The 22,138-nt window shown below is 59.2% G+C and carries 19 protein-coding genes and 1 tRNA gene; 18 read left to right on the top strand and 2 right to left on the bottom strand.

What is annotated here, in order from left to right; all coding sequences use genetic code 11:
• Positions 1-91: 91 nt before the first annotated feature.
• Positions 92-1,435 (bottom strand): homoserine dehydrogenase, encoded by a 1,344-nt coding sequence (locus tag AB5767_RS05275; protein ID WP_368131987.1) that lies wholly within the window; start codon positions 1,433-1,435, stop codon positions 92-94.
• A 251-nt stretch (positions 1,436-1,686) separates the two neighbouring features.
• Here AB5767_RS05275 and AB5767_RS05270 point away from each other — a divergent pair, with 251 nt between their 5' ends.
• The 8 genes from AB5767_RS05270 (at position 1,687) to AB5767_RS05235 (ending at position 8,671) form a co-directional block, all read left to right on the top strand.
• Positions 1,687-1,938, top strand: coding sequence for a hypothetical protein (locus AB5767_RS05270; RefSeq protein WP_270226216.1), 252 nt, complete (start codon positions 1,687-1,689; stop codon positions 1,936-1,938).
• A 215-nt stretch (positions 1,939-2,153) separates the two neighbouring features.
• On the top strand, positions 2,154-3,341 hold the full coding sequence (locus AB5767_RS05265; protein WP_006234442.1) for an ABC transporter substrate-binding protein: 1,188 nt from the start codon (positions 2,154-2,156) through the stop codon (positions 3,339-3,341).
• Positions 3,342-3,480: 139 nt separating this feature from the next.
• The gene (locus tag AB5767_RS05260; RefSeq protein ID WP_040358647.1) at positions 3,481-4,362 is read left to right on the top strand and encodes a branched-chain amino acid ABC transporter permease; all 882 of its coding nucleotides are present in this window, start codon (positions 3,481-3,483) and stop codon (positions 4,360-4,362) included.
• 9 nt (positions 4,363-4,371) lie between these two features.
• Positions 4,372-5,451 carry a branched-chain amino acid ABC transporter permease gene (locus AB5767_RS05255; RefSeq protein WP_368131988.1) on the top strand — a complete coding sequence of 360 codons (1,080 nt, stop codon included), beginning with the start codon at positions 4,372-4,374 and terminating at the stop codon, positions 5,449-5,451.
• Positions 5,441-6,301: an ABC transporter ATP-binding protein gene (locus AB5767_RS05250; RefSeq protein WP_225093347.1), complete on the top strand. Its 861-nt coding sequence runs from the start codon at positions 5,441-5,443 to the stop codon at positions 6,299-6,301. Before AB5767_RS05255 ends, AB5767_RS05250 begins: the two co-directional genes overlap by 11 nt.
• Entirely contained in the window at positions 6,302-7,015 is a 714-nt protein-coding gene (locus AB5767_RS05245) for an ABC transporter ATP-binding protein (protein WP_006234438.1), read from the top strand.
• 174 nt (positions 7,016-7,189) lie between these two features.
• A complete protein-coding gene (locus tag AB5767_RS05240; RefSeq protein ID WP_035137078.1) occupies positions 7,190-7,867 on the top strand; it encodes a copper homeostasis protein CutC in 678 nt (225 codons plus the stop codon).
• A gap of 3 nt (positions 7,868-7,870) precedes the next feature.
• Positions 7,871-8,671 carry a DUF4931 domain-containing protein gene (locus tag AB5767_RS05235; protein WP_035137081.1) on the top strand — a complete coding sequence of 267 codons (801 nt, stop codon included), beginning with the start codon at positions 7,871-7,873 and terminating at the stop codon, positions 8,669-8,671.
• A 27-nt stretch (positions 8,672-8,698) separates the two neighbouring features.
• On the opposite strand, the gene AB5767_RS05230 is transcribed toward AB5767_RS05235, so the two are convergent.
• Entirely contained in the window at positions 8,699-9,697 is a 999-nt protein-coding gene (locus AB5767_RS05230; protein WP_368131989.1) for a bile acid:sodium symporter family protein, read from the bottom strand.
• A gap of 274 nt (positions 9,698-9,971) precedes the next feature.
• On the opposite strand from AB5767_RS05230, the gene recJ reads away from it, so the two are divergent.
• From recJ to AB5767_RS05180, 10 genes are all read left to right on the top strand, one after another.
• Positions 9,972-13,259, top strand: coding sequence for a single-stranded-DNA-specific exonuclease RecJ (gene recJ / locus AB5767_RS05225; protein ID WP_368131990.1), 3,288 nt, complete (start codon positions 9,972-9,974; stop codon positions 13,257-13,259).
• A gap of 15 nt (positions 13,260-13,274) precedes the next feature.
• Positions 13,275-15,635: a RelA/SpoT family protein gene (locus AB5767_RS05220; protein ID WP_138111993.1), complete on the top strand. Its 2,361-nt coding sequence runs from the start codon at positions 13,275-13,277 to the stop codon at positions 15,633-15,635.
• Positions 15,636-15,723: 88 nt separating this feature from the next.
• Positions 15,724-16,407: an MBL fold metallo-hydrolase gene (locus tag AB5767_RS05215; RefSeq protein WP_117758818.1), complete on the top strand. Its 684-nt coding sequence runs from the start codon at positions 15,724-15,726 to the stop codon at positions 16,405-16,407.
• Between the two features lie 194 nt (positions 16,408-16,601).
• Positions 16,602-17,468, top strand: coding sequence for a class II fructose-1,6-bisphosphate aldolase (fba, locus tag AB5767_RS05210; protein ID WP_006234429.1), 867 nt, complete (start codon positions 16,602-16,604; stop codon positions 17,466-17,468).
• A 255-nt stretch (positions 17,469-17,723) separates the two neighbouring features.
• Positions 17,724-19,157 carry a transglutaminase-like domain-containing protein gene (locus AB5767_RS05205; RefSeq protein WP_368131991.1) on the top strand — a complete coding sequence of 478 codons (1,434 nt, stop codon included), beginning with the start codon at positions 17,724-17,726 and terminating at the stop codon, positions 19,155-19,157.
• Between the two features lie 39 nt (positions 19,158-19,196).
• Positions 19,197-19,283 (top strand) — tRNA-Leu (locus tag AB5767_RS05200).
• 430 nt (positions 19,284-19,713) lie between these two features.
• A complete protein-coding gene (gene infC, locus AB5767_RS05195) occupies positions 19,714-20,283 on the top strand; it encodes a translation initiation factor IF-3 (protein ID WP_195621933.1) in 570 nt (189 codons plus the stop codon).
• A 32-nt stretch (positions 20,284-20,315) separates the two neighbouring features.
• Positions 20,316-20,507 (top strand): 50S ribosomal protein L35, encoded by a 192-nt coding sequence (gene rpmI / locus AB5767_RS05190; protein ID WP_006234422.1) that lies wholly within the window; start codon positions 20,316-20,318, stop codon positions 20,505-20,507.
• A 46-nt stretch (positions 20,508-20,553) separates the two neighbouring features.
• The gene (gene rplT / locus AB5767_RS05185; RefSeq protein WP_368131992.1) at positions 20,554-20,913 is read left to right on the top strand and encodes a 50S ribosomal protein L20; all 360 of its coding nucleotides are present in this window, start codon (positions 20,554-20,556) and stop codon (positions 20,911-20,913) included.
• 272 nt (positions 20,914-21,185) lie between these two features.
• Positions 21,186-21,794 carry a helix-turn-helix transcriptional regulator gene (locus AB5767_RS05180; RefSeq protein ID WP_118081240.1) on the top strand — a complete coding sequence of 203 codons (609 nt, stop codon included), beginning with the start codon at positions 21,186-21,188 and terminating at the stop codon, positions 21,792-21,794.
• Positions 21,795-22,138 lie beyond the last annotated feature (344 nt).

Genomic DNA, 22,138 nt, shown 5'->3' with positions numbered 1-22,138 from the left:
GTCGTTGTGCTTAGGGCAGGAGACAAAAAGGCTCCCATCCCACATCGGACGGGAGCCCTTCGAGCAAATGCGTTGTGGGGTGTAAACCGAACTAGTTCGCCATGACGCCTTCGGTCCAAGCCTCCACGTCCTCGATGCGCAGGACGTTGGCGACCTCGGCTACGCAGTCGACGCTGGCAAGCTCGGCGGTGGCAGCCTGGACGTCCTTCTCGAGCGCGCGGTGCGTCAGGAAGATGACCGAGCAAGTATCGCTGGCGCCCGACTTGCCGTCCTCGACCTGGTTGATGAGCGAGATCGAGATGTTGTGCTTGGCAAAGATGTCGACCGTCTCGGACAGGGCACCCACGCGGTCGGCGACCTTCAGGCGCACATAGTACTTGGTCTGGAGCTCGTCCATGGGCTTAAAGGCGAGGTTGTGACCATAGGGCTCAATCTCGGGCAGCGGAGCCACGCCGCGGCTGATCTGCTCGGAGAGCGACAGGATATCGCCCACGACGGCGCTCGCGGTGGGGAAGGAGCCTGCGCCGGCACCGTAGAACATGGTTTCGCCCACGGCGTCACCCACCACGTAGACGGCGTTCATGGCGCCGTTGACCTTGGCGAGCATATGGTCTGCCGGGATGAGCGTGGGATGCACGCGGACGTCGACGCCGGCGTCGGTGTTGCGTGCGATCCCCAGCAGCTTGATGGTGTAGCCGAGCTCGCGGGCCTGGGCAATGTCCTCGGCGCCGATGGTACGGATACCCTGCTGGTAGACATCGTCGGTGGTCACGCGGGTGCCAAAGCCGATGGAAGCGAGGATTGCCGTCTTGCTGGCGGCGTCGAAGCCGTCGACGTCGGCGGACGGGTCGGCCTCGGCATAGCCCTTTGCCTGGGCGTCGGCGAGCACGTCAGCGTAATCGGCGCCCTCGGCGTCCATGCGCGACAGGATGTAGTTGGTGGTGCCGTTGAGAATGCCAGCGATGGTCAGGATCTTGTTGCCCACCAGGTCGTGCTCGAGCGTGCTGACAATGGGGATGCCACCGCCGCAGCTGGCCTCGCACTTAATCTGCACGCCGCACGCGCGCGCCTTCTCGGCGAGCGTCTCGACATGACGGCCCAGCAGGGCCTTGTTGGCAGAGACGACGTGCTTGCCGTTCTCGAAGGCGGTGGTGAAGATTTCGGTCGCGGGGTGCTCGCCGCCGATGAGCTCGACGACGATATCGACGGTGGGGTCGGTGACGACGTCGTGCCAGTCGCTCGTAAAGGCCTCGCGCTCAATACCGGCGGCTTCGGCCTGCTCCCAGGCAAGCGCGCAGGCGCGGGTCAGCTTAAGGTCGATGCCGTAGGCGGCCAGGTACTCATCGTGGTGGCTCTTGATCAGACGGGCCACGCCGCCGCCGACGGTTCCCAGACCGATGAGGCCGACGTTCACGGTGCGCAGGGGTTCGCTCATAGATAGCTCCTTCGTGCATCTTATGGATGGATTAACCGCTTAAAGGTTGAGTGCATTCTAGCGTGAACCGAGGGCGCGTGCTCGCTAGGCAACAGGAGTCGCACAAAACGGCACCCCCGAAACGCTGCGGAAACATTGGAAACATGCTCGCTACAAACGAACTTCCGTAACAAACTGTCAACGTTTGCACCATAAGGTTTGCCCCGTACCGCAAGACGGCCGCACTGCGGCCAGCGAAAAAGGGGGACACCATGTTTAGCATCAACAACGTACTTAACCGCAGGAGTTTCCTTGTCGGAGCCACGCTTATTTTTGCCCCGATCTATTACACCCCAGCGTCCGTTTTGCTCAAGAACGCCAAGGACATGAGCTACGACATGGCACTAATGGGTGTCGACGGCATGGACAGCCTATGTGATCCAGGACGGCAAGTACATCGCCGCCTAAGTGCGCATAAAGCGCGACCGGTGAGGCCGTTTTATTCAGGGCAGGGACGCCTGTAACAGAACGGAAACATTACTTTCACACAATAAAGTGGCATTACTGCATAAAGTAATAGAAATACGCAGAATTATGGATAAATGAACAAATCCAAAGAAAAGTTGAAATAATCGCCACTTTCCTTAACTAAAGCGTCTAGTATTTTGCGAACGCCGAACACGGCGAAGGATGGCCTGTCGGGTAACCGAAACCCGACGAGATTTGAGAGGAGAGCCGCATGTCGAGCCTCACCGGTAAGTCATTGAACCCTGTTATGAATCGCAGGAGCGTTATCGCGAGCGCAGCAGGTCTGGGGGCGATGTCCATTCTGGCTGGCTGCTCCTCCAACGGCGGCGACAGCGGTTCCGCTTCGAGCGACGCTTCGTTTAAGATCGGTACCATCGGCCCGCTGACCGGCGCCAACGCGTCCTACGGCAAGTCCGTTACCCAGGGTGTCGAGCTTGGCTGCAAGGATTTCTCGACCAAGGAGCTGCCGCTTGCCAGCAAGGCCGAGGATGACCAGGCCGACGGCGAGAAGGCCGTCAACGCCTTCAACACCCTGCTCGACTGGGGCATGCAGGCCCTCGTCGGCCCGACCACCACGGGTGCGTCGGTTGCCGTTGCCGCCGAGTGCGGTAACGACCCCAAGACGTTCATGATCACCCCGTCCGCGTCCTCCGAGGACGTCACCGACGGCAAGGATTGCGTCTTCCAGGTTTGCTTCACCGACCCCAACCAGGGTGTCAACGCTGCCAAGTTCCTGGCGCAGAAGTATGCGGACGAGAAGTTCGTGCTGTTTTATAACTCCGGCGACGCCTATTCTTCGGGCATCGCAGATTCCTTTAAGGCCCAGGCCGCTGAGTCCAAGCTCGAGATTGTTGACGAGGAGACCTTTAAGGACGACTCCGCCACGAGCTTTACCAACCAGCTGACCAAGGCCAAGCAGGCCGGCGCCACCATGATCTTTGCGCCGATCTACTACACGCCGGCGTCCGTCCTGCTCAAGAACGCCAAGGACATGGGCTACGACGTCAAGATGATGGGCTGCGACGGCATGGACGGCATCCTGGGCGTTGAGGGCTTCGATACCTCTCTTGCTGAGGGTCTGCTGCTCATGACCCCGTTCTCCGCCGACGACGAGAAGAACGCCGACTTCGTTAACGCATACAAGGATAAGTACGGCGATACCCCCGACCAGTTTGCCGCTGACGCCTACGACGGCGTGCACGCGGTGGCCGAGGCCGTCAAGGAGGCCGGTCTTGGTGTCGACGCCGATCCGACCGAGGTCGCCGAGAAGCTGTCCAAGGCTATGCTCAAGATTACCGTTGACGGTCTGACCGGCAAGCTCACCTGGAACGATAAGGGCCAGGTCCAGAAAGAGCCCACGGCGTACGTCATCACCGACGGCAAGTACGTACAGGCCTAATTGGCCGCCTTACATAGAGCGGTTTTGATCCCAAGCAGGGGAGGTTTTGGCCTTCCCTGCTTGCTTGGTATCTAGGGACAGTGTAACGTCCCTGTTTCATACATTAACTGGAAACCTATTCGAAAGGGGGATGTGGAACATGACGGTCTTTATCCAATACCTGGTCAACGGCCTGTCCATGGGCAGCGTCTACGCCATCATCGCGTTGGGCTACACCATGGTCTACGGTATCGCCAAGATGCTCAACTTCGCTCACGGCGATGTCATCATGGTCGGTGCCTATGTCTCGTTCTGCGCCACGTCGTATCTCGGCCTCCCGGGCTGGGCATCTGTAGTTCTCTCTTGTGTGGTCTGCACGGTTCTCGGTGTTCTCATTGAGGGTCTGGCCTATAAGCCACTGCGCCAAGCAGGCCCGCTGGCCGTTCTGATCACGGCCATCGGCGTGTCTTACTTCCTGCAGAACGCCGCGCAGCTTCTGTGGGGCGCCACGCCCAAGAACTTCACTTCGCTCGTCACCTTCCCGGTGCCGGAGTTCTTGGCCAAGTTTAACGTAAGCGCCGTCTCGCTCGTCACCATCGTCGCCTGCCTGGTTATCATGGCCGGCCTGATGTTCTTTACAGGTAAGACCAAGATGGGCAAGGCCATGCGCGCCGTGTCCGAGGACAAGGCCGCCGCTCAGCTCATGGGCATCAACGTCAACCGCACCATCTCGATGACGTTTGCCATCGGCTCCGCCCTCGCTGCCATCGCCGGCGTGCTCCTGTGCTCCTACTCGCCGGTCCTGCAGCCCACCACGGGCGCCATGCCTGGCATCAAGGCCTTCGACGCTGCCGTTTTCGGCGGCATCGGCTCCATCCCCGGTGCCTTTGTCGGCGGCATTCTCATCGGCATCATCGAGGCAATGGCGCAGGCTTACATTTCCACGAGCCTTGCCAACTCCATCGTCTTTGGTGTTTTGATCATCGTCCTGCTCGTCAAGCCTGCCGGCCTCTTGGGCAAGTACGTTCCCGAGAAGGTATAGGTGAGCGTTATGAAGTTTCTTAAAGACAGGCAGACGCGTCACGACTTTGTCACGTACACCATGTGCATCGTGGCGTTCGCCATCGTGTTCTTTATGCAGTCTAACCACATGATTCCGCGCATGATTGCCGGTCAGCTGGTTCCCATCACGGCCTATATCGTCATGGCCATCTCCCTTAACCTCGTCGTCGGCATCGCGGGCGACTTGTCGCTGGGCCACGCGGGCTTTATGAGTGTCGGCGCCTATACGGGCATCGTCTCCGCCGTCGCGCTGGAGAGTGCCGTTCCGTCCGATCCGATGCGCCTGATCATCAGCATTGTGGTCGGCGCTATCGCCGCTGCCATTCTGGGCTTCCTGATCGGTATCCCGGTTCTTCGCCTGAGCGGCGATTACCTGGCCATCGTGACCTTGGCCTTTGGCGAGATCATCAAAGAGATCGTCACCTGCCTTATCGTGGGCGTCGATTCCCGCGGCCTGCATGTGATCTTTAACATCACGGGCAACTCCACGATTGACGACCTGCACCTGCTCGAGGACGGCACCGCCATCATCAAGGGCGCGCAGGGCGCATCGGGCGTGTCGACCTATTCGACCTTCCTCGCCGGTGCCATCCTGGTCATGGTCGCACTCGTGATCGTGCTCAACCTGGTTCGCAGCCGTACCGGCCGTGCCATTATGGCCGTGCGCGATAACAAGATCGCTGCCGAGTCCGTGGGCATCTCCGTCACCCAGTACCGCATGATCGCCTTCGTGGTTTCCGCTGCCCTCGCCGGTGCCGCCGGAGCTCTCTTCGGCGGTAACTTCTCGCAGCTCTCCGCCACCAAGTTCGACTTCAACACGTCCATCCTCATCCTGGTGTTCGTGGTCCTGGGCGGTCTGGGCAATATGCGCGGTTCCGTTATCGCCGCGGCGCTGCTCACGGTGCTTCCCGAGCTGCTCCGTCAGTTCTCGGACTACCGCATGCTCATCTACGCCATCGTGCTGATCTTGGTCATGATCTTTACCAACAACCCGCAGCTCAAGGCGTTCTTCGGTCGCGTCAAGGACCGCTTTGCTTCCAAGAAGGAGGTGGCAGCCGATGCCCAGTAAATTTGAGTTCAACAAGGGCAAGATGGTCCCGTATCCTTCTGGCGCCATCGTTCCCGACCGCGACCTGGGTCAGCGCCCGGCACTCGAGTGCATCCACCTGGGCATTGAGTTCGGTGGCCTTAAGGCAGTCGACGACTTTAGCCTGACTATCGGCAAGACCGAGATCGCCGGTCTGATCGGCCCCAACGGTGCCGGTAAGACCACGGTCTTCAACCTGCTCACCAAGGTGTATCAGCCCACGCACGGCACCATCCTGCTCGACGGTGAGGACACCTCGGGCAAGTCGGTCTATCAGGTCAACCGCATGGGTATTGCCCGTACATTCCAGAACATTCGCCTGTTCAACACCATGACGGTGGAGGACAACGTCAAGGTCGGTCTGCACAATCAGGAGCGCTACTCCGGTTTTGAGGGCGTGCTGCGCCTGCCGACGTACTGGAAGCACGAGAAGGCTGCTCACGAACGCGCCATGGAGCTGCTGTCCATCTTTGATATGGAGCATCTGGCAAACGAGCAGGCCGGATCGCTGCCTTACGGCGCTCAGCGTCGTCTGGAGATCGTCCGCGCGCTTGCCACCAACCCCAAACTGCTGCTGCTCGACGAGCCTGCCGCAGGCATGAACCCGTCCGAGACCGCCGAGCTCATGGAGAACATCGTTAAGATTCGCGACACCTTTGGTATCGCCATCATGCTTATTGAGCACGACATGTCGCTCGTCATGAATATTTGCGAGGGTATCTGCGTGCTTAACTTTGGCAAGGTCATCGCCAAGGGCACGGCCGAGGAAATCCAGAACAACGATGCCGTTATCGAGGCGTATCTGGGCAAGCAGAATAAGGGGGAGAACTAAATGGCAGAGCCGATGCTTTCCGTCTACAACATCAACGTCTGGTACGGCGCCATCCACGCCATCAAGGACATCTCCTTTAACGTCAACGAGGGCGAGATCGTGGCCCTGATCGGTGCGAACGGTGCCGGCAAGTCCACAACGCTCAAGACCGTTTCGGGCCTGCTTCGCTCCAAGACCGGTTCCATCAAGTTTATGGGCGAGGACATTACCCATACGCCCGCTGATAAGCTGGTTGGTAAGGGCCTGGCTCAGGTTCCCGAGGGTCGTCGCGCCTTTTTGCAGATGACGGTTGAGGAGAACCTGGAGATGGGCGCCTATACGCAGCCCAAGTCCACGGTGGCTCCGGGCCTGGAGCGCGTCTACGAGCAGTTCCCGCGCCTGAAGGAACGTCGTCGCCAGGTCGCCGGCACCCTTTCAGGCGGCGAGCAGCAGATGCTCGTTATGGGGCGCGCCCTTATGAGTAACCCCAAACTGCTTATGCTCGACGAACCTTCCATGGGTCTGGCACCGATTCTGATCGAACAGATCTTCCAGATTGTCGAGGACCTGCACAAGGCCGGCACCACGGTGCTTCTGGTCGAGCAAAACGCGCAGATGGCGCTTTCCATCGCCACACGCGGTTACGTGCTCGAGACCGGCAAGATCACCATGACCGGCACCGGCCAAGAGCTCCTGCACGACGACAACGTCCGCAAGGCCTACCTCGGAGGCTAACCCACCTAACAAAAGGGGCGCTGACTATCTCAGTCAGCGCCCCTTTTTAGTTGCGGTGAAATAGGGACTGAATACGGGCTCCAGAGGCCAAATGAGTCCCTATTCCACCGCAACTTCATGGGGATGTGTGACAATGCCCGTCGGAAAACATCTGCTGTCTTTGGGGGTCTATCTATGCTGTACGAGTTTTGTGCCGAGAACTTTGAGCGGGTGCCGGCGGCTATCGATGCCGGTGCAAGGCGTATTGAACTGTGCGACAACCTTGCCGTCGGTGGCACTACACCCTCGGCCGGTGTTATCAGCGCTACAGTCAGCTATGCTCACGAGCATGACGCGCGAGTGATGTGCATGATTCGCCCGCGTGGCGGTGACTTTCATTACAACCAAGACGAGCTGCGCATGATGGAGATGGACCTGGGCCTTGCCGTAAGCGCCGGCGTTGACGGCTTGGTCTTTGGCAGCTGCAAGCCCTGCGCTGGCGGATGGGCGCTCGACGAGCTTACGTTGGGCGCTCTCGTGATGGCCGCGGGCTGCGCGACCGAGGAATGCAAGCGTGAGCCCATCGACATCACCTTCCACATGGCGTTTGATCAGCTCTCGCCCGAGGCTCAGCTCGACGCGATTGACACACTCGCCGACTGCGGCATCACACGCATCCTGACGCATGGTGGCGCTGCCGGTACGCCGATCGAGGACAACTTCGAAAACCTGGCCCGCTTGATCGAGTATGCGGGCGACCGCTTGACCATCCTTCCCGGCGGCGGCATTTCCACGGCCAACCGCGATACCGTGGCGGCGGCACTGGGCGTCTCCGAGCTCCATGGCACAAGGATCGTACCGCTGGGGGTGTAGCCCGTGGCGCTTGTATTCGATGTTCAGCAGGCGAGCGGCAAGCCCGACGACAACCGTCGCCCCGGTACCGCGTGCCCCTTTTGCAACACGGAGGGGCTCACCAACATCATCCAGCGCGACGGTGACTGCATCTGGCTCGAGAATAAGTTCAAAACCCTGCGCGCCACCCATCAAACCGTGCTGATCGAGTCGGCCGATCACGATGCCGACCTGGTGACCTATGAGCCGGATGAACTCCACCATGTGATGCGGTTTGCTCTGGGTTGCTGGCAGCGGATGATCGACTCGCAGCAGTATCGAAGCGTGCTCATGTACAAGAACAAGGGTCCGCTTTCGGGCGGCAGTCTCGTTCATCCGCACATGCAGATTGTGGGTTTGGAGCAGGAAGACGGCTACACTTCGCTGACTTCTGCCAATTTCGAAGGCATCAATGTCTGGCAACAGGGGAGGATTTCGGTCAACATCTCAACCGAACCCATCATGGGGTTCTTTGAGGTCAACGTTTCAGCCCCGCAGGGAATCGCTGCCAGCGATGACACTAGAGACCAAGCCGAGGCGGATCTCTTCGCCGATGCGATCCAGGTGGCTCTGCGCTATATCCTGAACGAGCACCACGGCGGTCGCGCAGAGTCGTACAACCTGTTCTTCTATCACCTGGGCGGTCGGACCATTGCCAAGGCGCTGCCGCGTTGGGTGGTTTCGCCCTACTTTGTCGGGTATCGGCTGGCTCAGGTCAATGCTGAGACCACGCTCGATGTCGATGCAGAGCGACTCCGTGCACATCTGGAGGCGCTCACATCGTAAAGTGAGCGCCCGCACACTGCGGGCAGTCTAGCGTGCCATGGCGTTGCGGCCGGCCTCGACCCGCTTGCACTGGGCGGCGCGCTCCTCGCCGGTCAGACGCTCAAAGAGATGCCCGATAAGCGAGGCGAGTACCTGCTGAAACAGCGTTCCGCACATGACGGGAAACACGACTTCGCCCGGAAAGTACTGCGTGGCGATGACGGCGCCCGAAGAGATGTTACGCATGCCGCAGGTAAAGCACATGGTGGTCGTCTCGCTATATGGCAGATGCAGCGCATGGGCGACCAGAAAACCGACGACAAAGCCACTGATGGCGAAGACCAAAATAAAGAGGGCGACTTCCAAGCGCACCGCGTTCATGCGCAGCACGTACTCGCTCATGGCGGTGGAGTTGGAGGCGATAACGCCCATCATCATGAATTTGCAGGCGGGCGAGAGCACGGGGGAGAGCTTCTCGTGTCCCCATCCACGCGTGAGCTCGTTGATCACGATGCCGAGCACGGCGGGGATGGCGATCATAAAGGCCATGTCTTGCATCATACTCGGCACATCGATCGAGACGGTGGCACCCAGCAAGAGCTTAAGCGTGAGCGGAATCGTCACAGGGGAGATAACCGAGGACGTCAGGATGATGGTGAGCGCGAGCGGGCCGTTGCCGCCGAACATGCTGATCCACATAAAAGCGGTGACGGCCACGGGCACGCTGTACTCGAGCACGATGCCGCAGACAAGGTTGGGGTTGGAGCCAAAGAAGAGTGACCCTATGGCATACGCCGCGATGGGAATAAGCACTGCCGAGACCAGCAGCGCCAGAATCAGGTGCAGCGGACGGTGGAACACCTCGGCTACCTGGTGAAAAGTGTTGCTGAGCGCGCCCTGAAACGTCATAAAGGCGAAGAGGGCGGGAACAATGGGCTTGAGCACGCCGATCTGCTGGGGAAAGAGCACGCCGAGCGCCACGCAAATCGGAACGATGATCTGCATATGCCCCGCGAGGAACTTTCCCAGTCCAGCCCATTGCTTCATATGTCCCGTGACTCCCTTTATCCGCGAACTCGTTTGTATGGATATGCTAGACGCTCGTATGCGTCCGTGCGGCTGAAACGCTCGATTATTTCGAGGCCATTACCGCCATCGTTTGCCGAAACCGCGGCGCACCGCGGCGTTTTGCGTCCGCGCTGCACGGTATAATAAATCCGTTCAACAGATCTGCCTGCCGAAGCGGGCATACACAGAGGACTCATCGCTATGAACCGTGAGAGGTATCGCGGCGACCTGCCCCTATCAGGGGTGGGTGCCTATGTCATCGCTTAAGACGACGCATCGCTGGGCGGTCGCTCAGCAAAACCCCGAGCTCGAAAAGGAGCTTTCGGCTGGTCTGGGCATTCCCGGGCTGGTGGCGCGCATTATGGTCGCGCACGGCATTGACTCCATCAAAGAGGGCCAATTGTTTTTGACATCTTCGCTCGATCGCGACTGGGCCGACCCACTCATTATCCCGGGCATGTCGGTCGTTGCCGACCGCGTCGAGCGTGCTATTCGCAACCACGAGCACATTGCGGTCTTTGGCGATTTTGACGTTGACGGTATTACGTCGACCTGCCTGTTGACCGAGGCGCTGCGCACGTTTGGCGCCGATGTCACGCCGTTTATTCCGCATCGCTTTGATGAGGGCTACGGTCTTTCGCGCGCGGCACTCGATCGCGTTAACGAGCTCGCTCGCCCCCAGCTGATCGTGACCGTCGATAACGGCATTGCCGCCAAGGAAGAGGTTTCCTATTTGGAGGACCTGGGGATCGATTTGGTGGTCACGGACCATCACGAGCCCTCCGACCAGGTGCCGCAGGGTGTGCCCCTGACCGACCCCAAGCTCGAGGACGAGGGCCCCTCGCGCGAGCTTGCCGGTGCTGGTGTGGCGCTCAAGCTGGTGCAAGTCCTGGGTGAGCGCCTGGGCAAGCCGTCGTATTGGCGTTCGCTAATCGAGGTCGCGGCGCTGGGCACCGTGTCCGACATGATGCCGCTCACGCCCGAGAACCGCGCGCTGGTTGCCGAGGGCATCCAGCAGATGCGCGTAACCGCTCGCCCCGGCTATATCGCGCTTGCCGCGCTTGCCAAGGCGGACCTTTCGAGCATTACGGCGGATGGCCTGTCATTCTCGCTCATTCCCCGCTTAAACGCTGCCGGCCGCATGGCCGATCCCAAGCTGGCGCTCGACCTGCTGCTTGCCCGCAATCCCATCGAAGCAAGCGCGCTGGCGGCTGAGCTCGAGGAAATCAACCGCCAGCGCCGTGAGATCGAGGCGGAGCTCACGCGCGATGCCATGGCAAAGGTCGAGGAGACCTATGACGGCGGGCGCGCGATCGTTGTGGGCGGCGAAGGCTGGCACGAGGGCGTCAAGGGTATCGTGGCAAGCCGTCTGACCAACCGCTATCACGTGCCGGCGCTGCTGTTCTCGATCGAGGACGGTATCGCGCGCGGCTCTGGTCGCTCGGTGGGCAAAGTTAACCTGTTTGACGCCGTCGAGCGCTGTTCCGACCTGCTGATTCGTCGCGGCGGACATGCCGGTGCGGTGGGTGTGACCATCGAGGCATCCAAGCTCGATGAATTCCGTCGTCGCCTTTCCGCCGTGCTATCGGAGATTCCCGCTGAGGACTTTGAAGACATCGACGAGGTTGCCGCCACGGTCGACCTTTCCGAGCTGAATATCGAGACTATAGAGCAGATTTCCCGTCTTGAGCCGTTTGGCCAGGGCAACAAGGTGCCGCTGCTGGCCGCCGAGGGCGTGACGATGTGCGATCGCGCCGTGGTGGGCAAAACCGGCGAGCACATGCGCTTTGTGGCGACCGATGGCGCCGCGAGCGTGCCGGCCATCATGTTCCGCGTGCCGCAAATCGATAAGCTCATCAACTGCGATAGCGCTGTCGACTTGGTGTTCGAGGCCGTTGCCGAGCATTGGCAGGGGCGTGTGAAGCCCAAGCTCATGATCAAGGATGTTCTGGTCCGCGATACCACGCTGCCCGGCGTCGACGATCCGGCATGCGAGCTTCGTCGTGGCGTGCAGCCGGCGGATTCTGGCCTGCGCCTGGAGTCGCGCAAGCGCGAGACGCTCGCCCAGCTTTCCTATACCGAGCTCACGCGCTCGCTTATCCATAGCTTTATCGGCTCGAACCAGCCGCACCGCGCGCAGGTCGAGGCGCTCGATGCCCTGGCCGATCACCAAAGTGTTCTGGCCGTTATGGGAACGGGGCGCGGCAAGTCGCTCATCTTCCATGTGCATGCCGCGCGTGAGGCGGTGCTTCGCGGACGTGCGAGCATCTTTGTCTATCCGCTGCGCGCGCTTGTTGCCGACCAGGCCTATCACCTCTCGTCGACGATGGCCGCGCTCGGCATTGGCGTGGGCGTGCTGACCGGCGAGACCGTGGAGGCGGCGCGCGATGACGTGTTTGCCGGCTTGGCTTCGGGCCGCACTGGCATCGTGCTCACGACGCCCGAGTTCCTGTCCATTCACCGCGACCGCTTTGCGCGTTCGGGGCGCATCGGTTTTGTCGTTATCGATGAGGCGCATCATGCCGGTCTTGCCAAGGGCGGCGACCGCAGCGCCTATCTCGACATGCCCGATATCCTCAAGGCCCTGGGCGACCCGGTCGTTCTGGCCGCGACTGCCACCGCAACGGCTCCGGTTGTGGCCGAGCTCGCCCGTGTTCTACCGATTACCCGTACGGTGGTCGACGAGACGGTGCGCGAGAACTTGCAGCTCGAGGATGACCGAGATCTTGCGAGCCGCGAGAACCGCCTGGTGTCAATCGTGGCTACGGGGGAGAAGACCGTCATCTACGTCAACTCGCGTGATCAGTCCGTGGCGCTTGCCAAGACACTGCGCAAGCGGGTGCCCGATTGCGCGACCCGCATCGCGTTCTATAACGCGGGGCTTGCGCGCTCCGATCGTCGCCGTGTTGAGGAAGCGTTTCGTGACGGAAGCCTCAGCTGCATCGTTTCGACCTCTGCCTTTGGTGAGGGCGTCAACCTGCCCGATATTCGCCATGTCGTGCTCTACCACATGCCGTTTGGCAGCATTGAATTTAACCAGATGAGCGGACGCGCCGGTCGCGACGGCCAACCTGCCGTGATTCACTTGCTCTATTCGTCGCGTGACGCTCGCATTAACGAGCGCCTGCTCGACTGCTACGCGCCCGAGCGCGATGAACTCGTCACGCTCTATCGAGCGCTGCAGACTATGTGGCGCTCCAACCGCGGCAAGACCGGAGACGACTCGTTTAGCGCGAGCGATATCGACATCGCGCAGATGTGCCTTGCCATCGATGCCCGCACGCCGGTCGACGAGCGCTCGGTGGAAAGCGGCCTGGGAATCTTCGAAGAGCTTGGTTTCTGTCGCGTTTCGGGGTTTGACGACACCCGTCGCATCGCGATGGCCGAAAACCCCGGCCGTGTGCAATTGAGCAGGTCAATTCGCTATTTGGAGGGCTTGCGCTCGCGCATGGAGTTCTCGGCTTTCCGGAGCTGGGCACTCGATTCGTGCGCTTCTGATATGCTAGCCAAAGTTAACCGCCCGATCGTACCGCGGGCCTAGGGGAAGGGGACCTCGATGGATGCCGCAGCCCGTACCGCCCATGATTCCACCCTCCAGCCGTTTTCGGAGATGGAGCACTATAAGCATGCCGATGAGCTGCCGCCCGAGATTATGGCGGACAGCTACGACAAGCTGGAGCGCCTGTGCCTCAAATATATGAATGAGGAGGACTTCTCTAAGGTGGAGCAGGCCTATTGCTTTGCCGCCGAGAAGCACTGCAACCAAAAGCGCCGCTCGGGCGAGATGTACATTAACCATCCCGTCGAGGTGGCCATCATTTTGGCCGATCTCAAGATGGACTGCGATGTGGTGTGCGCCGCGCTGCTGCACGATACCGTCGAGGATACCGAGACCTCGCTTGCCGATGTGTCCGGCCTGTTTGGCGATACGGTAGCCGAGCTCGTCGATGGCGTGACCAAGCTCACCAACATCGAAGTCGACAGCATGGACGAGAAGCAGGCCCTCACGCTGCGCAAGATGTTCCTCGCCATGTCCAAGGACATCCGCGTCATTATCGTTAAGCTTGCCGACCGCCTGCATAACATGCGTACGCTGGCGGCCCTTCGCGAGGACCGTCGCCTGTTTAAGGCTCGCGAGACCATGGACGTGTATGCGCCCCTGGCCGACCGTCTGGGCATGAGCTCTATTAAGTGGGAGCTCGAGGACCTGTCCTTCTTCTACCTGGAGCCCGATGCCTACCAGCGCATTGCGCGCATGGTGGCTGAGTCGCGCGAGGTTCGCGAGCGCTATCTGGCTGAGACTATCAAGACGCTCACCGACGAGCTCAACCGCATTGGCCTGGAGGGCTTCCAGATCAATGGCCGTTCCAAGCACTATTGGTCCATCTACCAAAAGATGAAGCGCAAGGGCAAGGAATTCTCCGAGATCTACGACCTGGTGGCACTGCGTGTCATCACGCATTCGGTGCGCGATTGCTACTCCACGCTCGGCGCGGTGCATACGCTGTGGCACCCCATGCCCGGTCGCTTCAAAGACTATATCGCCATGCCCAAGGTCAACAACTACCAGTCGCTCCATACGACGGTTATCGGCCCCACGGCCCGCCCGCTCGAGATTCAGATTCGAACCTACGAGATGCATGAGCAGGCCGAGTACGGCATTGCCGCCCACTGGCTCTATAAGAAGTCGGGCGGATCGTCTGCGTCTAAGACCAATGATGCCCAGCGTCTGGACGACCAGATTAACTGGCTCAAACATTCGCTCGATTGGGCAGCGTCTGACGAGATTACGGACGCCAAGGAATACCTGCACTCGCTGAAGGTCGATCTGTTCGACCAGGAGATCTTTGTCTTTACACCCAAGGGCGAGGTCATGGCGCTTCGTGCCGGCTCTACACCGCTCGACTTTGCCTACGCCGTTCACACCGAGGTGGGAAACCATTGCGTCGGCGCCAAAATCAACGGTGCGGTGGCTCCGCTCACGCACGAGATTAAGACGGGTGACCGTGTCGAGATCCTGACCAACAAGAGTTCCAAGCCGTCGCGTGATTGGCTCAAGATCGTTAAGACACCTTCCGCCAAGTCAAAGATCCGCCGTTACTTCGCCGCCGCGACCAAAGACGATGACGCTGCTGCCGGCCGCGATATACTGGCCAAGGACCTGCGCAAGCGCGGGTATGGCATCTCTACGCCGCGATCCACGCGTGCGCTCAACGCCGTGGCGGAGCAGTTTAACTACAAGCAGCTCGAGGACCTGTTTGCCGCCGTCGGCGCCGGCAAGGTTGCCCCGCGCGCTGTGGGTAACAAGGTCGAGCAAATCTTGGACCCCAAGCCCGAGGAGCAGCTCACCAAGACCGAAGCCATTGCCGAGATCGTCAAGCAGCCTGCCCGCGGCTCCAACCGCAAGCCGCAAAAGCGCGGCAAGAGCGCCAGCAACGGCATTATCGTCAAGGGCGAGAGCAACAGCGGTCTGCTGGTCCGTCTGGCGCATTGCTGCAATCCGGTGACGGGCGATGACATCGTCGGCTTCATCACGCGCGGCCGTGGCGTTTCGGTGCATCGCGCCAACTGCCCCAACGTCAAGGGTCTTATGGAACATCCCGAGCGCATGATCGATGTGGAGTGGGACGGCGCTGCCGACACCCTCTTCCAGGTCGAGATCGTGGTCGAGTGCCTGGACCGCATGGGCCTGCTCAAGGATGTCACCATTGCCATTGGCGATGCGGGCGGCAATATCCTTTCTGCCGCCACGTCGACCAACCGCGAGGGTATTGCAACCCTGCGCTTTATGGTCGAGATCTCGGACGCGAGCGGTCTGGATCCGCTGCTGGCTTCCATCAGCAGTGTCGATTCGGTCTACGACGCTCGCCGTCTTATGCCCGGCGAAGGCGGAGCTCAGCTCAAGCGCCGTGTGTAGGTGCGAGAGCCTCTCAGCATCATAGATATTGGTTACGTTCGAGGCATCGTTTGGTGCCTCGAACGTATTTTAGAAGGAGGGTATGCGCATGGGCGATATGACTTTGGACCTGACACCCCGAGGTGCAGCTTCGATTGAGGCACTCGTCAACGGCCCGATTCAGACCAACAGTTACGCCGTGATTTCGAATGACGAGTGCTTAATCGTCGATCCGGCGTGGGAGGGCGAGCGTCTTGTGGAGCATATCCGCACTGCGCATCCCGAAGTTCGCGTACTCGGCTCTGTCTGCACGCACGGTCATGCCGACCATGTTGGCGGGGTCGCCGGGGTTCGAGCTGTCGTTGGCGACAGCGCACTATATGAGTTGTGCGCTAAGGACGTGACGGTGCCTCGCGCAAATATCGAGGAGCAGCGCGCCATGTGGGGTATTGAGACGCCCGATCCGGGCGAGCCGACGCGGCTGCTTGCCGAGGGCGATACGATTGAATTGGGCGATATCTGCCTGCAGGTGATCGAGACGCCGGGGCATACGCCGGGCGGCATCGTCCTGTTCGCCGCGACCGAGCAGGGGAACATCGCCTTTGTGGGCGACACGCTTTTCCCGGGCAGCCACGGTCGTACCGATCTTTCCGGCGGTGACGAGGCGGCGATTATGCGCTCGCTCTCCAAACTTGCCAAGACGCTTCCGCCCGATACCGTTTGCTTGACGGGCCATGGCGATTCGACCACGATGGCGCGCGAACTTATGCAGAATCCGTTTATGCAGATGTAGGCTCGAAGCCGTCTTTCGAATCACGAAGACCGCTCAATCGTCAAGCTATTTTCCCCAGTGGGTCGATTCTGTGGGGCAAACGGTCAAAATTTGTCCAATCGGATGGTATTCGTGAACAAACGAACGTTTATGCTCGGGTATGTCGTGGTAAAATCTCAGGCGTTATCGGAGCAACCTTACAGGAGGTTTCTTTTATGCTCGTCAACGCAGCAGACATGCTCAAGAAGGCCGAGGCCGGCAAGTACGCTCTCGGTGCCTTCAACACCAACAACCTCGAGTGGACCCTGGCTATTCTCCAGGCCGCCGAGGAGGCCAAGTCTCCGCTGATCCTTCAGTGCACCGCTGGTGCCGCTAAGTGGATGGGCGGTTTCAAGGTCTGCGCCGACATGGTCAAGGCTGCCGTCGAGGCCACGGGCGTTACCGTCCCCGTCGCCCTTCACCTCGATCACGGTTCTTACGAGGACTGCTTCAAGTGCATCGAGGCCGGCTTCACGTCCATCATGTATGACGGCTCTCACGAGGAGACCTTCCAGCTTAACCTCGACCGCACCAAGGAACTCGTTGAGCTTGCCCACTCCAAGGGCATGTCCATCGAGGCCGAGGTCGGCGGCATCGGCGGCACCGAGGACGGCGTGACCTCCAACGGCGAGCTCGCTGACCCCGCTGAGTGCAAGCAGATTGCTGACCTGGGCGTCGACTTCCTCGCCTGCGGTATCGGCAACATCCACGGCGTGTATCCCGCCGACTGGGCTGGCCTTTCCTTCGAGCGTCTGGGCGAGATCAAGGCTCAGACCGGCGACCTGCCCCTCGTTCTGCACGGTGGTACCGGCATCCCCGAGGATCAGATCAAGAAGGCCATCTCCCTGGGTATCTCCAAGATCAACGTCAACACCGATCTGCAGCTCGTCTTCGCCAAGGGTGTTCGCGAGTACATCGAGGCCGGCAAGGATCAGCAGGGCAAGGGCTTTGACCCCCGTAAGCTCCTCAAGCCTGGTCGCGACAACATCGTTGCCCGCACCAAGGAGCTCATGGAGGAGTTTGGCTCCGTCAACAAGGCGTAAGTAGCGGTTTAACTTTCCCGTCGGAGGCCCCGTTCACCCTACGCTTTTCCCTTGCGCTCACCTGGCTTTGCCAGAAGTCGCGCAATGGGAAAAGCTTCGGGTGAACGGGGCCTCCTTCGTTAACTCGCTACAGGGTTACTGGGCTGAATTCATTTTTTGACTACCGCTCGGCGGTGTTGATGGCTCCCTTGTTGGGGCTTTCTTTTTTATCTCGCTACAATGGACTTCAAGAGTTCTAATGACTTGGAGTTTGGTATGGCTGTTATTAATGTGCTGCCTTCGGATGGGAAGGTTATTGACGAGGGTCCTGTTGGTTGCTCTGTTGATGTTTGCTGCGATGACTTTCGCCATCTCGATATTGGGCTACCGCCTGAGATTCTTCGTCTTAAGGATGCCGGGTATTTGACGCAGGCTGTTGCCGCCTGCGATCGCCTTTTGGAGCAGAACCCTGAGCCTTCGCTGGCTGCCTGCGTTCGCGCCGAGCGGTATCGCATGATCGAGACGCCGCTTCATTTTTCGGTGTCGCGTGATCGGGCTATCGAGATGATCCGCGAGGAGTGGCCTGGGTTTACCGAGGAGCAGTTTGACGATCTGATTGACCGTAAGCGTATTGACTGGCGCTTTATCGATGGCGAGCTGTTCGTTCTCGACAACTTCCTCGATTCGCTTCGCGTATATCCCAAAGAGGTTCCCGGCATGCGTCCCGATCCTACGGACGGAATTGCACTGCGCAGCGAGATGCTCAAGGAGATGGAGTCACAAAACGGATTGACTCGCGTTATTACGCTTAAGGCGTCCTTGTCTGTCCCCGGCGCTCTAGAGGGGGAGACCGTTCGCGCTTGGCTTCCCGTAGCCGCCGCCTGCCGTCAGCAGTCTCGGGTCGAGATTCTCGACATGACGCCGGAGGGTGCTGTTGCTCCCGCGAACGCTTCGGCGCGTACCGCCTCGTGGTCTTCTTCGAGTGAGCGCTCATTCTCGGTGACTTATCGTTATCACATCGATGCTGCTTATTGTGATGTCTACGGTGGCACACTTCCGGTTCATCCGCGTATGGACGCGCCTCTGCCCGAGGATATTTCCGAGGACCGTCCGCACATTGCATTCACGCCGTATCTGCAGCAGCTGACGGCCGGTGTTGTTGACGGACTCGAGGATCCGCTCGATCGCGCTCGTGCTATCTATGATTACCTGACACAGCATATCGACTATCGCTATCAGCCACCGTACCTGCTTTTGGGATCTATTGCCGACGACTGTGCGCATTCTTTACGCGGCGATTGCGGCGTTATGGCGCTCACGTTTATCACCATGTGCCGCATCGCGGGCGTGCCTGCCCGTTGGCAGAGCGGCCTGTATGTTGCTCCCGATTCGGTGGGGCCGCACGATTGGGCTGAGTTCTATACGCCACAGACCGGTTGGCTTAACGCCGACGTATCGTTCGGTTCCTCGGCGCGCAGGATGGGGGAGGAGTGGCGTCGCCAGCACTACTTTGGCAACCTCGACCCGTGGCGTATGGTGGCCAACAATCGATTCCAGGCTGAATTTGTGCCTGCTTTCGATGGCATGCGCGAGGATCCCTATGACAACCAGATGGGCGAGGCCTCGGTTGATGGGCGTGGATGTCGTAAGCGGGAGATGTTGCGCAAGGTTGAGCTTATCGAAATGCTCGAAGTTCCATTTTCGGACTAATCAACAGAAAGCTGTGATAAACTAACTCACGCATTACGTGCCCGAGTGGCGGAATTGGCAGACGCAGTGGACTCAAAATCCACCGTTGGCAACAACGTGCGAGTTCGAGTCTCGCCTCGGGCACCATACATGCAAGTGAGCGTTCAAGGGGGTCAAGGCCCCCTTTTTCGTGCCGAACTCGCGTGAGCGCGCGGAGCGTTAAGCAAACAGGCCTGTGGCCTGTTTGTAGCGGAGCGTGGCGAGGGCGCCATGCGCCCGAAGCCCGGGGCTTCGCGAAGCGAAGTCCCTTCGAGTCTCGCCTCGGGCGCCATACATGCACCTGCGCTTCAAGGGGGCAAGGCCCCCTTTTTCGTGTACGTAATGTGATAACGCGCGGTACGTGTTATTATTCGCAAGGCGTTGTTCCCGCAATGCCCTAAAGAGGAACCCGAGGGTTCCCACCTTTTGGCGCCAATGAGCAGCTGACTGGTCATACAACCTAGATTCCCTTCCTCATACCGAGGATGTCTATGTGTACGACCTGGTTGCAAAGAAGCGCCGGGTTATTTTTTTATGAATGGAGGTAGGGAAAATAGCTAAGTCTGATGACACCCGCATCAACGACGAGATCACCGCATCTTCGTGCCGTTTGATTGGCGTCGATGGCTCTCAGCTCGGCCTGTTCGCCATCCGCGATGCCCAGCGCGTCGCTGACGATCAGGGTCTCGACCTGGTCGAGATCGCTCCCAACGCGGAGCCGCCGGTCTGCAAGGTCATGGACTACGGTAAGTTCAAGTACCAGCAGGCCATGAAGGCTAAGGCCGCTCGTAAGAACCAGTCCAAGGTCGAGGTCAAGGAAATGAAGTTCCGACCCAAGATCGACGTTGGCGACTACGAGACCAAGAAGGGCCACGTTCTGCGTTTCCTCAAGAAGGGCGCACGCGTTAAGATCACCATCATGTTCCGCGGCCGTGAGATGGCTCACCCGGAGCAGGGTCTTAACGTTCTCGAGCGTCTCGCCGAGGATCTCAAGTCTTACGCTACGGTCGAGTCCAAGCCTAAGATGGAAGGCCGTAACATGCTTATGCTGCTCGCCCCGATTAAGGGCGCCTTCGATGAGGATAAAGCGGCAAGCGATACCAAGTAACTAGTGTTCTGTAACCGATTAAGGAGTATTTCATGCCTAAGATGAAGTCCCACAGCGGCACCAAGAAGCGTTTCCGCAAGACTGGTACCGGCAAGCTTATGCGCGCCAAGGCTTTCAAGAGCCACATCCTGAGCAAGAAGTCCACCAAGCGTAAGCGTGGCTTCCGTCAGGAGACCGAGATCGCCGCTGCCGACCGCAAGGTCATCAAGTCGCGTCTCGCCTAAGTTCGCGTTCCCGTTTTTCGTTTTACCGTCTAGGAGTTGATAGAACATGGCACGTATTAAGCGCGCTGTTGCCGCCAAGAAGAAGCGCCGTACCGTTATGCACCGTGCGAAGGGTTACTACGGTGCCGCTTCGCGTACTTACAAGCATGCTAAAGAGCAGGTCCAGCACTCCCTGCAGTATCAGTATCGTGATCGCCGCAACAAGAAGCGCGAGATCCGCTTTCTCTGGATCACCCGCATCAACGCTGCCGCTCGCCTGAACGATATTTCTTACTCTCAGTTCATGCACGGCCTGAAGGTTGCCGGCATCGAGCTCGACCGTAAGGTCCTGGCTCAGATGGCTTACGAGGACATCGAGTCCTTCAACGAGCTGGCTGCCATTGCCAAGAAGGCTCTCGAGGCTTAATTGCTTCTTGCATCTTAAAGGGGCGCTTCCAATCCGGAAGCGCCCCTTTTTGATTGATTAGGGATGTGATCGATTTGGGACGTAGCCAAACCGATCAATTCGATAGTGTCCGAGTTGCAAGAAAGAGCAGGTAGCGTATGTGTCAAAGATTTTTGACACTCTAATCTGCGCGCAGCCATCCGTATGGGTTTGATTTTGGGATTACGCTTTGCTTGCCGGCTTCTGTTGTGTAGCCGCCCAATAAGAGTTGAGATGCATTCGAAGGGAATGCCATGCAGCTGCCAAAACACCTTAAACAGTATCGACTCGATGCTGGTTTGTCCCAGGAGGATCTTGCAAGGCGCATTTTTGTAACACGTCAGACCATCAGTAATTGGGAGCGCGGTAAAACGTACCCCGACATCCAGAGTCTCCTACTGCTGTCTGAACAACTGGATGTAACGATTGACGAGCTTGTTAAAGGCGACATTTCAATAATTAGAGAAAGGGTTGAACGCGATAGGGGCACGCTCTATCGCTTGGGTGCGGGGATGTTGGCTGGGCTTCTTGCGTTTACCGTCTCTATGGCCTGGCTCATGTGGCAACAAAACCACGGGTGGGGGATGGTCCAGTGCGTTCCGACGATGGTGTTGGCAGGCGTCTTTGGTGCTGGCGCAATGTGCTGCGCGCTTGCAGCGGAACATATCAAGAAGAAGAATGATTTGGTGACGTATCAAGAGATATCCGACTTCTTGGACGGAAAGAAGGCGGACAGCGAAGAGACGAGGACGGGCTGGGCTTATGAGCATCCACAGCTTGCGAATGCCATCAAGTTTGCCGCAGCGGCTCTTATTGGACTAATCGTTTTTGAACTCGTTAACGCTGCTATGTCCCATTTCTAATGGGTATACAGCCATTAATGCGGCCGAAGCTTAACCGTTGGAAAACCGAAGGGCCGCTCTAATAGGGGGCCGCGGCCCTGTTCTTTCTAGGCTCTCACAGAGAGGGTCCCATCCTCATTTGTGTAGGAACCGTGGAGTCCCAGATTCCCGCCCACGGGGGCCCTCCGGTCTGGCAATATATCTCCTTGCCGCGCGGCCCGGTGCAACCGGGAACCGGCGCAGGCGTGCACCTTGAGAACCGGATACTGCGAGGATGGACACTTCCGAGTGTCGCATCCGGGCAGACATCGAACCATTTGAAATGGTCTAACTTGGATTTGTTTTTCGCAAGGCCGCCGAGAGGC

Source organism: Collinsella aerofaciens, assembly GCF_040926265.1.
In the GTDB taxonomy this organism is placed as follows: Bacteria; Actinomycetota; Coriobacteriia; order Coriobacteriales; family Coriobacteriaceae; genus Collinsella; species Collinsella aerofaciens_BB.
This window is presented reverse-complemented; position numbering and strand designations above follow the sequence as displayed.

Bases quoted from the DNA above. Each gene is read 5' to 3' on its own strand.
- AB5767_RS05180 (WP_118081240.1), top strand. From the start codon at position 21,186: ATGCAGCTGCCAAAACACCTTAAACAGTATCGACTCGATGCTGGTTTG.
- AB5767_RS05260 (WP_040358647.1), top strand. From the start codon at position 3,481: ATGACGGTCTTTATCCAATACCTGGTCAACGGCCTGTCCATGGGCAGC.
- AB5767_RS05240 (WP_035137078.1), top strand. From the start codon at position 7,190: ATGCTGTACGAGTTTTGTGCCGAGAACTTTGAGCGGGTGCCGGCGGCT.
- rplT (WP_368131992.1), top strand. From the start codon at position 20,554: ATGGCACGTATTAAGCGCGCTGTTGCCGCCAAGAAGAAGCGCCGTACC.
- AB5767_RS05270 (WP_270226216.1), top strand. From the start codon at position 1,687: ATGTTTAGCATCAACAACGTACTTAACCGCAGGAGTTTCCTTGTCGGA.
- recJ (WP_368131990.1), top strand. From the start codon at position 9,972: ATGTCATCGCTTAAGACGACGCATCGCTGGGCGGTCGCTCAGCAAAAC.
- AB5767_RS05230 (WP_368131989.1), bottom strand. From the start codon at position 9,697: ATGAAGCAATGGGCTGGACTGGGAAAGTTCCTCGCGGGGCATATGCAG.
- AB5767_RS05245 (WP_006234438.1), top strand. From the start codon at position 6,302: ATGGCAGAGCCGATGCTTTCCGTCTACAACATCAACGTCTGGTACGGC.
- AB5767_RS05255 (WP_368131988.1), top strand. From the start codon at position 4,372: ATGAAGTTTCTTAAAGACAGGCAGACGCGTCACGACTTTGTCACGTAC.
- rpmI (WP_006234422.1), top strand. From the start codon at position 20,316: ATGCCTAAGATGAAGTCCCACAGCGGCACCAAGAAGCGTTTCCGCAAG.
- infC (WP_195621933.1), top strand. From the start codon at position 19,714: ATGGAGGTAGGGAAAATAGCTAAGTCTGATGACACCCGCATCAACGAC.
- AB5767_RS05220 (WP_138111993.1), top strand. From the start codon at position 13,275: ATGGATGCCGCAGCCCGTACCGCCCATGATTCCACCCTCCAGCCGTTT.
- AB5767_RS05205 (WP_368131991.1), top strand. From the start codon at position 17,724: ATGGCTGTTATTAATGTGCTGCCTTCGGATGGGAAGGTTATTGACGAG.
- AB5767_RS05215 (WP_117758818.1), top strand. From the start codon at position 15,724: ATGGGCGATATGACTTTGGACCTGACACCCCGAGGTGCAGCTTCGATT.
- AB5767_RS05265 (WP_006234442.1), top strand. From the start codon at position 2,154: ATGTCGAGCCTCACCGGTAAGTCATTGAACCCTGTTATGAATCGCAGG.
- AB5767_RS05250 (WP_225093347.1), top strand. From the start codon at position 5,441: ATGCCCAGTAAATTTGAGTTCAACAAGGGCAAGATGGTCCCGTATCCT.
- fba (WP_006234429.1), top strand. From the start codon at position 16,602: ATGCTCGTCAACGCAGCAGACATGCTCAAGAAGGCCGAGGCCGGCAAG.
- AB5767_RS05275 (WP_368131987.1), bottom strand. From the start codon at position 1,435: ATGAGCGAACCCCTGCGCACCGTGAACGTCGGCCTCATCGGTCTGGGA.